Genomic DNA, 12,106 nt, shown 5'->3' with positions numbered 1-12,106 from the left:
ATGAATAAAAAGTATTTTTTACTCACTTGCCTCGCAGCGTTTCCCTTTGGCCTGACTGCTCAGGAGAACAATCGCTACGAAGAGATTACCAACCCCAAGCTGACAAGCATCAACCGGGAGCCTGCCCGCAGCACGTTCACCTCCTACGTCACGGAGGCTGATGCCGTCATCAATGACCGCAAGAACGGAACATTCCGCTTGTCCCTTAACGGGAAATGGAAATTCCATTATGTGGAAACCTTCGCCGACCGCCCCACGGACTTCATGATGGACCGTGTGGACGCCAGCCGCTGGCCGGACATCAATGTACCCGGAAACTGGGAGTTGCAGGGATTCGGTACGCCCATCTATGTGAACCAGCCTTATGAATTCTGTTCTTCGGGCTATCCTCCTTATTGGGACAAGCCCAATCCTCCATACGTTCCCCAAGAATGGAATCCCACCGGCACCTACCGCCGCGAGTTCACTCTTCCGGGAGACTGGGACGATAAGGAAATTTTCCTGAGTGCCGACGGCGTACGCGGGGCAGCCTTCTACTACCTCAACGGCAAGTTTGTAGGCATGAGTAAAGATGCAAAGACTCCGGCGCGTTTCAACGTCAGCGCCATTGCCAAGAAAGGGAAGAATGTCATTGCCATTCAGATACACCGCTTTTCCGATGCCAACTATCTGGAATGCCAGGACTTCTGGCGCATCAGTGGTATCGAACGGGACATTTACTTATATGCCCAGCCTCAAATCCATCTCACGGACTTCAAGGTGGAGTCTCCTTTGGATGAGAACTACCGGAACGGTATCCTCAAGGTAAAGGTGCAGTTTACCAATGAAAGCGGACAAAATTCCCCATTTGTCGTTGGTTACCGCCTGCTGGACAAGAACGACCAGCAGATAGCCCAGTCCTCTACTCAGGTCAGCGGTGACCAAACGGAAGTGGAATTCACCAAGAAGACCATCCAGGAACCCCTGCAATGGACAGCCGAAACGCCCAACCTCTATACCCTCGTCGTCAGCTTGAAGCGCCCGAACGGAGATGTGATTGAAGCGACAAGCTGCAAAGTAGGTTTCCGTACAGTGGAAATCAAGGACAAGCAACTGTTGGTAAACGGACAACCTATCCTCGTGAAAGGCGTGAACTATCACGAACACAACGAGAATACCGGTCACTATGTCTCCGAAGAACTGATGAAGAAAGATTTCGAGCTTTGGAAGAGATACAATGTCAATACCGTCCGCACCTGTCACTATCCCCAGCAGGAACGTTTCTACGAACTCTGTGACGAATATGGTATCTACGTCATCGACGAAGCCAATATAGAAAGCCACGGCATGGGTTACGACCTGCGTGTAGGCGGCACGCTGGGAAACAATCCGCTCTTCATGAATGCCCACCTCGACCGTACCATGAATATGTACGAACGGGACAAGAACCATCCGTCAGTCATCATCTGGTCGCTGGGCAACGAAGCCGGAAACGGATTGAATTTCTACGTTACCTACAACACCTTGAAGACGCTCGACAGTCGTCCCATCCAGTATGAACGCGCACTGTTGGAATGGAATACGGACATCTACTGCCCGATGTACGCTTCCCCTTCCTATCTGGAAAAGTATGCCCGGAACAAGGAGATGACGCGTCCCCTCATTCTTTGCGAGTATGCCCATGCCATGGGCAACAGCCTCGGCAACTTCCAGGACTACTGGGACATCATCGAGAAATATCCTATCCTCCAGGGCGGCTGTATCTGGGACTGGGTAGACCAGGGCTTTGCCGCCAAGACAGACGACGACCGTAAATACTGGACCTATGGCGGCGATTATGGCGAGAACGGCACGCCCTCCGACGGCAATTTCTGCATCAACGGCGTGGTATACCCCGACCGCAGTGTCAAGCCGCAGACAGAAGAGATGGGAAAAGTATACCAGAACATCAAGTTCCTTGATTTCGACAAGCAGACTTCCACCGTGAAAATCCGCAATGATTTCTCCTTCACCAATCTCGACAAGTACGACTTCTACTACATCATCCGCGACCACGGAAAGGAAGTCTACCGTGGCAAGATTGAAAATATCCATGCCGCACCGGGCAAGACGGTAACCACCGGCTTCCTGAACGGCATACCCAAAGAGAAACAGACAACGGGAGATGTGCGTATCGAGTTCTATGCAGCCATCAAGACGGCAGAGCCTTTCCTCCCGGCCGGCACGGTCATCGCACGCGAACAGACCTACGTCCATACTTTCTACAAGAAAGAGGCTACGGCACAGCAGCCCGCCACTTCTAAGGAAGAGGGAAATTTGGTGGCGTTCTCCGGTCCCGACTTCAAAGCCACCTTCGACAAGCAAAGCGGTCTGCTCACCTCCTATTTATACAAGAAGCACGAGTACATACTGAACGGTCAAGGTCCCCGCCCATTCTTCTGGCGTGCACCGACGGACAATGATTATGGAGCCAACCTCCCCGTCCGCCTCAAAGCCTGGAAAGAGGCAAGCTATCAAGAACCAAAAGCCGAAAGTTTCCAAGTGACTCCGGGCAGCAATGCCACGACAATAAAGGTGACCTACCGTTTTCCACAGACAGATGCCCGTTGGGACATCACCTATAAGATATATGCCAGCGGAGTCATCAAGGTAGACAACCGGTTCGTGGCCGAAGGAGACCAAGCTCCGATGATACCGCGTGTGGGCCTGCGGATGCAGTTGCCGGAAAGCTTTACAGACTTGACCTACTACGGTCGCGGTCCGAAAGAGAATTACCGAGACCGCCGTACCTCCCAGTTCATCGGAGAGTACGCCATCCCGGTCAAGGATATGTACGAGCCGTATGTCCGCCCACAGGAGAACAACCATCGCACGGACATCTATTGGTGCGCCCTTACCGATAAGACGCAACGTGGTTTGCTGCTCATCGCCGACCGCACCTTTGAGCTGAACACCTCCAACTATCCCCTGGAAAGTATGGACAGCGGCGATACGATTGACAACAGCGCTCCGCGTACCGAAAAGACCCATCACCGCCACCTCACCGACCCTCTGCCGGAAAAGATGGTCGATTTGTTCATTGATTACCGCATGATGGGTGTCGGTGGAGACGACAGTTGGGGCGCAACCGCCCATGAGCCCTATCTGATTCGTCCGGGCAAAGAGAACGCCATTGAATACGGTTTCTCCCTTGTTCCGTTCGATAAAAAGGAGGATTATAAATATTTAATCCGGCAATATTGAATTTAATCCCTCCGGATTAAGCTTTTATAAAAAGGATGTAGTAAATTTGCTGCATCCTTTTTACGTTCAAGAACAATAATAATCAAAAGAAAGAAAAATGAAAACAATGACTAAATTTATGTTCAGCGCCCTCTGCGCCGCAGCCATGGTAACTTCCGTTTCTGCCCAGGGAGGGAAAGATATGTTGAGCAATGGAATAAAGTATCTGGATGTGCCATACGTAGCCCATACGCTGGAGGCTGATGGTCCCGAAGAACTCGTCATCAACTGCGATGAGGTAGACTGCACCACGCTGGTGGAATATGTGCTGGCAGAGACACTCACCCCCAAATTGGCCGACGGAGACATCTCGGAAAGCGCTTTCGCCGATAACCTGCAAAAAATCCGTTACCGTGACGGTAAAATCGACGGGTACACTTCCCGCCTGCATTATATTGCCGACTGGATAAACAATGGCGTACGCAACGGCTTCCTTCAAGATGTAACGGGCGCCATGAGTCCCGACACCGAACGGTTGTCCATCTCCTACATGTCTTCCCACCCCCAACTCTACAAGCAGCTGGCAAATTCTCCGGAGAACATAGCCAAAATGAAGAAGATTGAACAATCCTTGTCCGGCAAGGAAATTCACTATCTTCCCAAAGCCAAACTTCCCGCCGATGGTCTCCCGTGGATTAAAGACGGCGATATCATAGCCATCACCACCAACACTCCGGGGCTGGACGTAGCCCACATGGGAATCGCTTTCTATGCAGATGGCAAACTCCTGCTGGTACACGCTTCCTCTACCGACAAGAAAGTGGTCGTCTCCAAAGTCCCCTTGTCCCAAATGCTGAAAGACAATAATAAGTGGACGGGAATACGGGTGCTGAGGATGAAGAAATAAAATGAAATACTATAATATGGAAAAGGCGATGAAGATTTGATTCTCCATCGCCTTTTCCGTATATAGGATTGTTCGTTCCTATTCCTCCACGACAATATATTCATCAATATTCCGTGTTTCTTTACTGAAGTTCACACCTACTTTCACTAATTTCCTGCCATCCAAGGTATAAGGAATCAGATACCCCTTCTCATCTATTTGTTTCAGAGCTGCGTCGGCCGTACCGTCCAGTTTGAACTCAAAAACATAAATAGCGGTAGGGGTATGAACTACTGCGTCCGCACGGCCGCGGCTGCTGCGAACCTCGGACCGGATGAACTGTCCCAGCAAAGTAAACACTACATGAAAAATAACCTGATAATGACGTTCCGTATCATCACTCAACTCGTACGGAATACCGGAGAAGAATATCTTAAGACGCTCCATAAACGCCTCCACATCCCCACTCTTCAATTCACGCATGAATTTAGCGATGTGGAAACCAGTCTCATCATTGGATACATTGGTATAATAGGGTACCAGAAAATTCAGAAAGCCGTAACGAACCTCATCATTTGGAAAGCCTAAAGTGTATAGCTTCACATCATCATCATACCCTTTTATGGTCAAATAACCACTTTGATAAATCATCGGAAGAGGATTATTTGTTTCCGCACGATATTCAGAGAAAGCGGAAGCCAGCACTTCCACTCCATCTATCAATAGACGTATATCGTAATCACTCTGCTTCAGCAAGTCAACCAAGTAAGTAGGTGTACCGGTCTGAAACCAATAGTATCCCATCTCTTCTGCATCAAAAGCATTCAATACACTGAACGGATTGAACATTCCTACACCTTCCGGATGAAAATGATAACCATCATATTGACGTTCCATCAAATCAATCACTTCTTGTAAGGATATCCCTCTTCGTTTAGCCAGTCTCTCAAGTTCCGGCAGAAAGGTTTTCACCAACTCCTCTTTGGTAATACCACACAAAGCAGCGTAAGGAGACTTCATGCTGATATCATTCAGCTGATTCAAGTCACTGAACACACTTACTTGCGCAAACTTGGTCACTCCGGTCAGGAAAACAAAACGAAGATAACGGTCAGCGCTCTTCAAGACACCGTAGAATGCTTTCAATGTTTTCCGATACTCATCCAGCAAGTTCTCATCCAAGACCGCTTGAAGCAATGGCTTGTCATACTCATCAATCAGCACAACAACCTGCTTTCCCGTCAGCGTGCATGCCTGCTCTATCACGTAAGCAAAACGCTCTTCCGGACTACGGTCTTTCTTCTCCTGACCATAGAGCAGCTCCCATTTCTCCAGATACTGATTAAGCATAGCCGTCAGGTCAGCAGCAGTTTCATATTTCCGGGCATTCAAATCCAAGTGCAAAACCGGGTATTCTTCCCATTCCTTTTCCAGCTGTTCGATGGCCAAACCTTGAAACAGCTCCTTGCGTCCTTGAAAGTAGGCTTCAAAGGTAGAAAGAAGCAGGCTCTTGCCAAAACGACGGGGACGGCTCAAGAAATAAGGAGTAGAAGTAGATGCTATTTGATAAATCATAGCCGTCTTATCTACATAAAGAAAATTCCCTTCACGAAGTTTATCAAAAGTCTGTATGCCTATCGGTAGTTTACGCATCTGTTCCATGTTATTATAACCTGATTGGTGTATGACAAAGGTACGATTTATATTTCAAAAATAAGACGAAAGGCGATGGAGATTTTAGTCTCCATCGCCTTTCATTATTTTACTAATCATCATTTCAGCATTACTCACGTAGACTGGTGCAATCCGAAATATTTCTTCATAAAACAGATATAAAGAAAACAAAGCAAAAGAATTATACCTGCCAAATACCAATAACCATAACCCAAGCACGTTATATATCCTACGATTATGATTGCCTGCACTGCCATGTAAAAAGAAGAAACCATTACATGAGGAACTTTCAGTTCATTCGCCATTATCTGATACAGATGTTTGCGATGCGGCAAGCCGATATTCTCATGAAGCATCAGACGGTGAATGATAGTCAGTACACTGTCAACACCATAAACGGATAAAAGAACTATCCAGCTGAAATCACCCGTTCCAATGATAAGTCTTCCTATCAAGAAAAGAAGGATGAAGGCAATGCTCACCGAACCCACATCACCCGCAAAGCATTTGGCACGCTTGCGGAAATTGAAGAAGCAGAAGACAAGAACGGAACAGATAACAGTATAAATGAAATCCGCTTCCACAAAAGTAACCACCTCCTTATTGATATAGGCCAACGCAGCAAGAATAACCAGAGAATAACCGCCGGTTATGCCGTTAATGCCATCCATAAAGTTGTAGGCATTGATGATGCCCGTACAAACGATCAATGCAATGAGTATCCACCACCACGACAAGGAGAATAATCCCCACTGATAAAACATCAACGCCATAGCCGAGAAATGAAAAAGCAGTCTTGTTATTTGTTTGGTGGGTTTTATGTCATCCGCAAAACTGATGAACGTCACCAAAGTCAATGCCAGCACAAACCAAGAGTACTCAAAACCACTCGCCAGAAAATAAGCCAATGTACCGAAGTAGAAGATAATTCCCCCACCGCGTAAAGTCACTTTAGTATGAGAACTCCGCTCATTAGGTTTGTCGATGATATTGCACTTATCTGCTATCTTAAAATAAAAAAGTTCTGCCAGAAATAGCAGAACCAAGACTGTCAAATAATACATCTTAAGTAAGAAATTAGGACCTGTTCATGTTATTAGCATCCGTCATGCAGAGCATAGCGAAGCATCTACTCTCTTTATGGACATACAACAAACACAGTATATAATAGTTAAACATGAGTAACAAACGACTTTATCGTTTTCACGATTCCCTCTTCCGCCTTCACCGGCATTTTGTCAATGCCAAGGGCAGCCTTTATCTTCGCATTACTCACCACATAATTCTCCGTCAACTTCTGCAAGCGTTCCGTATTCAAAGGCAGATGAAGCAAAGTTCCAAGGCGGGCACAAAACTCCATCATCCGCTTATTCATCCTCCAGATATGTGGCTTGCGCCCCAAAACCACACACATCAAAGATATCAGCTCATTTGTGGACAAGGCTTCATCATCCCCCATATGATAAATACCACTCGCTGCGTTTTTCACCAGCAATCCTTCCACCACATAGCAAAGATTGTCAATCGAAGTAAATGAGCGTCTGTTCTCAAAACTTCCCAACGGCCAGGGAATACCTTTCTTCACTACATTGTAAAGCAGATTCAAGTTTCCCTTATTGCCGGGACCATGAATCATGCAGGGACGCAAGATATACACCTGCTTGCCATCAGCCACCTTCAATTCTTCCCTCCTTTTTAGTTTCGAGAGAATGTATTCTTCCGCCCTTATCTTGCTTTCTCCATAAGGCCCTACCGGAGCCGGTATTACGTCCTCCGTCAGTATGTCTCCAAATACACTGTCAGCAGCGGCTTTCACCGAACTGAAGAATACAAATTTCTTTGCAGACGATTCCAGAAAGAAATCGAATATTTTTTGGGTCAATCCGGTATTGATATCAAAATATACCTGAGCGGCAGACTGATTCTTCGTATCATGTGCCTTGCCTGCCAGATGGATAATGGCATCAAAATGGGGAAGATTCTGCATCGGGAAAGAAATAGTCTCAATATCCTTCCAAGAGAAAGTCTTTATTACTCCCTCTTTTTCGGGAGTAATGATATCTAATCCATAAAGGTTATGACATTCCTTTAGGGCAACAACAAGATTGGAGCCCACAAAACCGTGGATACCAGTAATCAAAATATTCATATTGAGGATAAACTAATTAATTAAACTTCAGATATCTCCTCCAAATAACGTTTCACTATTTTACTTTCAGCAAATTCAGCTATCATCTTTTTACGCCCATTCAATCCCATATCCTTTATTTTCCATTCCGGCATATTTAAAATCATTTCCATTTTAAAGGCTAAATGTTCAATATCCTTCGGCTTGCACAATACCCCATTATAGCCATCTTGTATAACATCCCTGCAACCAACATTATCCGTAGCAAGTACCATACGTCCCATGGCACAAGCTTCCATTAAAGAACGAGGTACCCCTTCTCCATAGAATGTAGGCAAAAGTATACAGTCAGCTTCCTCAATATTCGGACGCACATCAGATACAGAACCTAAAAAATGCACAAGACCTTCCTTCTCCCATTTTCTAATCTCTTCTTCTGAAATCACATCTTTACTTAATCCGTCAACCAACCCAAGCAATCGTACTTCAAAATTAGATATTCCTTTCTGGTGAAGTAGTTTTACCGCTTTAGCTATAAGTTCCACCCCTTTCTCACGAAGCATCCGTCCCATATACAAAAAGATAAAAGGGTTATTGCGCCTATACTCTTTATAGCTAAAGAAATTTATATCGACTCCTTCACCTGGAAGAATCACCAACCTTTCCTTACTAACTATCTTTTTCAAAAGAAATGCCCGATAATCATCTTCATTCAGTACCCACACTTTCTGGGGGTATTTAAAAGCACACTTATACAACAGCCATACAATACGAGATATTATGCCACTATTCTGAAACACAGAACCAGTTCCCGGGACCACCGCCAAAGAAGGAATCTTATTTACTTTTGCCGCCAAAGACCCATAAATATTAGGCTTGATTGTGTAGTGAACTACATAATCTGGTCGCAATTGTTTATAAACGTTCCAGTATAAAAACAATAGTTTCAAATCTCCTAATGCCGAAAACTTAGCACCCATCTCATAAGGAATATGAGTAATTCCTACTTCTTGTATTCTTTCTACATATTCTTCATATGGTGCAGGAGACATCACATAGGCCTCATATCCTTGAGTAACAAATGCCTTTGCTACCGATAGACGAAAAATGCAGAAGCAACGTGTTGAGTTGTCTACAAATAATATTTTTTTTGACATGTAAGATTGTTTTTTAGCACAGAATTCTTTTTACATTTTAAAATACAAATGCAAAAGCAACAGTATAAAATAAGAATATCCCTTTGAAGAATAGTTTTCAATATCCTACAGCACAGTGTTCCGTTATTTTTTTAGAACATCCTATATTATGCAGATATACAGAAGTTAACAATGTAATTTAGAGAAAATGGATTTGAAATTACAGATTCATTATGAGTATTCTGTAGAAATCCGAATTCTCTCATTTTCAAGAGTGATTTTTCATTATGAAGAGTTTTAACTTCACCCGATTTTAACGGGACACTAATGAGCCTATAACTTAATTAATTGTTTAGTCGCAGGTGTATGGATAGCTCTATATATACTTTATCGTTACCCATACAGCTTACAAATCTTTCCAAATGGAAATTTTCCTTAAAACATCTACTATCTGATATTCAAAATTATATCCTTTTGAAAGAGTCTTCAGTTCTTCTGAAGGACTATAAATAATATATTCCTTATCCACTATGAGTAAAAACGATAACTACTTACCTAAAAGATAAGGGATAACAAAGGAAGTATTCACAATGTGAAGTATATTCTTCATCTACAGAAACGTCTCTCAATTTACTATAAGGGACTAACTATTATTCAAATAAATTTTATTCCATGAAGAACAAATCTTGTTTAGATCATACTTTAGTACCGCATGATAATTCTTCTGGCTTAACATTTCACGTTCTTCAGCAGAGAGCTTATATATCTCTTTCATTTTGCAAAACAACATTTCCGAATTATGTATAGGTACTACATAACGATCGTCATTCAAAGCTTCTTTTCCACACTCGGTTGTGACAATTGGTAATCTCATGGCCATAGCCTCTATTACAACCATAGGAAAACCCTCCCACGCAGAAGATAGTACAAAACAATCAGCGATATTATAATATTCTACAATATTTTCTTTCACACCAAGCAGCAACACTTTACCCAAAAGCCCCAATTTCTCTATTTCCGTTTCTAGTTGTTCACGCAACGGACCATCTCCAGCTATCAATAATTTTACATTCGGCTGTTCCGATTCCAATCGTTTAAAAGCCTGAATCAGATTACTTTGATCTTTTGCATGGGTAAGCCGTCCCACATTCAAGAAAATAAAATCGGATTCCATATCCATTTGTTTCCTTAAATCCTTTGTCGTTACAAAAGATGTGTATTTTTTCAAATCAATTCCATTATACATCACAATACTGTTTTTTCGTTTAAACGCCCCTTGTCTAACAAAATAATCAGTAGCTTCTAACGAAACATTTGTATTCAGATTGGTTAATCTATCAGTAACTCTATACAACCACATCCGAAACCGACTTTCAATATTTTTATTATGCTCAGTAGTAATCAGATATGCTATAGCATAATGAATACGACAGCACCTCATAAAGACATTGGCATGAAACATGTGCGCATGAACCACATCAGGACTGAACTCTTTCAAAATCCTCCTCATGAGAATTTGTGCTTTCACAAATCCCCAAAAGCTTTTGGTCATATCAAGCCCCCAGACTTTTATGCCACTATTGATTTTTTCTTTATGCTGATTGCTCCCAGACAAATACACTATACCTACTTTATTGCCCAAAGAATGAAACGTATTGGCCAAATTAATTGTGACAACTTCCGCACCTCCGACACCAAGTCCTGTAATTACATATAATACATTCATAACACTACAACTTTGATTTCTGTATGGAATATACATAGCATTGCAATAATCTTAGCAATGCTTTTAGTTTGCCTAATATTGGCACGACATCATATCCTAATAATTCACGATAGTATAATTGAAAGCCAATAGGATTACGTTTAAGGTTTTTTTTAAAATTATGTGTCAGCCCATCATCTAAGTATTCAAATAATATATACCTTCATCAATAAAGAGCAACTTGTACTTCAATGACAATCTGTTCCAAATCAATGCTTCCGGAACAAAATTTTCACCATCGATTTCGGGGAAAGGATATTTACTCAATACTTCTGTCTTAAAAACCTCAGCCTTATCTCCTGTTGCAGTATACTTATACGACATCATTAGTGAATCAGACAAAATAGTCTGCTTAGGAAATGGGGTTCCTACTATTTTGCCGGTATTATAGTACTTCTTCCTAAAACATAATCCACCGATATAGTCTTCATTTATGGAAGCAGCATAAAGTATGATACGCTCCACTGCAAAATTCTCCAGATAATCATCACTATCAACAATAAAGAATAAACTACCACGAGCCAACGACACCCCTCTGTTTATAGCCCGATGCTTTCCCCCATTAGGTTGTGAAAAGAAACGTATATCAATTTTAGCTTCATCGATAAACTGTTGGATAACTGTCTTTATATTATCAGTACTACCATCATCGATAACCAACCATTCAAATGCCATAGATGTTTGTTTACATAAACTTTGATATAAAGCACTTATGATATATGCCCTATTATAAACTGGAGTGAATATTGTTATCATCATAAAGAAGAATTTATTGCTTCATACAAAACATTTATAGCATTTGAATTATCCCGTTTCTCTTTTTTCAAGTTAGAGATATACTTTTGCCGCTTCTCCACATTTATCGCCAAATCCTCAATGGCAGCAGCCAAGCTTTCTGCATCCATCTCACAAACAGAAGCATTCCAATTATCTTCAAACTGATCCGACACAGTAGAAAAACAAGTGGAAAATCCAGTGTAAGCTGCCCCCTAAAACCAAGCGATTCTGCCCCCTTAAAACATTCAACAATGCCCCCTTAAAAAGTCTTGACCGATGGGGTTATTATTATTTTAGTTTATTTCCCTCTGTATGCAGCCATTTTACGGACACTTTCTCCTGTCAGCTCAATCCGGTGCGCCGTATGTATAATACGATCCATAATGGCATCTGCTACTGTAGGGTCTCCGATTGCATCATACCAATTGTCCGTTGGCAGTTGCGAGGTGATGATGATGGACTTGCGCCCATGTCGGTCCTCTATTATATCGAGCAGGATGGGTCGTTCCTTGGCATCAAGGTTCACAAGGAAGAGGTCA

Annotated in this window: 9 protein-coding genes; 2 read left to right on the top strand and 7 right to left on the bottom strand. The window is 43.0% G+C overall.

What is annotated here, in order from left to right:
• Complete coding sequence (locus tag CSD97_RS11330; protein WP_098032405.1) at positions 1-3,222, top strand: glycoside hydrolase family 2 TIM barrel-domain containing protein; 3,222 nt, start codon at positions 1-3, stop codon at positions 3,220-3,222.
• 97 nt (positions 3,223-3,319) lie between these two features.
• Positions 3,320-4,108: an N-acetylmuramoyl-L-alanine amidase-like domain-containing protein gene (locus CSD97_RS11325; protein ID WP_057098063.1), complete on the top strand. Its 789-nt coding sequence runs from the start codon at positions 3,320-3,322 to the stop codon at positions 4,106-4,108.
• 78 nt (positions 4,109-4,186) lie between these two features.
• Here the strand turns inward: CSD97_RS11325 and CSD97_RS11320 are convergent, their stop codons facing one another.
• The 7 genes from CSD97_RS11320 to CSD97_RS11285 all read right to left on the bottom strand — a co-directional run.
• On the bottom strand, positions 4,187-5,749 hold the full coding sequence (locus CSD97_RS11320) for an ATP-binding protein (RefSeq protein ID WP_098032404.1): 1,563 nt from the start codon (positions 5,747-5,749) through the stop codon (positions 4,187-4,189).
• Positions 5,750-5,874: 125 nt separating this feature from the next.
• A complete protein-coding gene (locus tag CSD97_RS11315) occupies positions 5,875-6,825 on the bottom strand; it encodes a glycosyltransferase family 4 protein (protein WP_098032403.1) in 951 nt (316 codons plus the stop codon).
• 107 nt (positions 6,826-6,932) lie between these two features.
• Positions 6,933-7,910: an NAD-dependent epimerase/dehydratase family protein gene (locus CSD97_RS11310; RefSeq protein ID WP_098032402.1), complete on the bottom strand. Its 978-nt coding sequence runs from the start codon at positions 7,908-7,910 to the stop codon at positions 6,933-6,935.
• Between the two features lie 20 nt (positions 7,911-7,930).
• Positions 7,931-9,046 carry a glycosyltransferase family 4 protein gene (locus CSD97_RS11305; RefSeq protein WP_098032401.1) on the bottom strand — a complete coding sequence of 372 codons (1,116 nt, stop codon included), beginning with the start codon at positions 9,044-9,046 and terminating at the stop codon, positions 7,931-7,933.
• A 622-nt stretch (positions 9,047-9,668) separates the two neighbouring features.
• Positions 9,669-10,751 (bottom strand): glycosyltransferase, encoded by a 1,083-nt coding sequence (locus tag CSD97_RS11300; protein ID WP_159461927.1) that lies wholly within the window; start codon positions 10,749-10,751, stop codon positions 9,669-9,671.
• Positions 10,752-10,928: 177 nt separating this feature from the next.
• A complete protein-coding gene (locus tag CSD97_RS11295) occupies positions 10,929-11,549 on the bottom strand; it encodes a glycosyltransferase family A protein (RefSeq protein WP_098032399.1) in 621 nt (206 codons plus the stop codon).
• Between the two features lie 316 nt (positions 11,550-11,865).
• A partial coding sequence (locus CSD97_RS11285) for an ATP-binding protein (protein WP_008665689.1) occupies positions 11,866-12,106 on the bottom strand: 241 nt, incomplete at its 5' end.

Origin of the sequence: Bacteroides sp. AR29, from assembly GCF_900217715.1 — a bacterium.
Taxonomy (GTDB): Bacteria; Bacteroidota; Bacteroidia; order Bacteroidales; family Bacteroidaceae; genus Bacteroides; species Bacteroides uniformis.
This window is presented reverse-complemented; position numbering and strand designations above follow the sequence as displayed.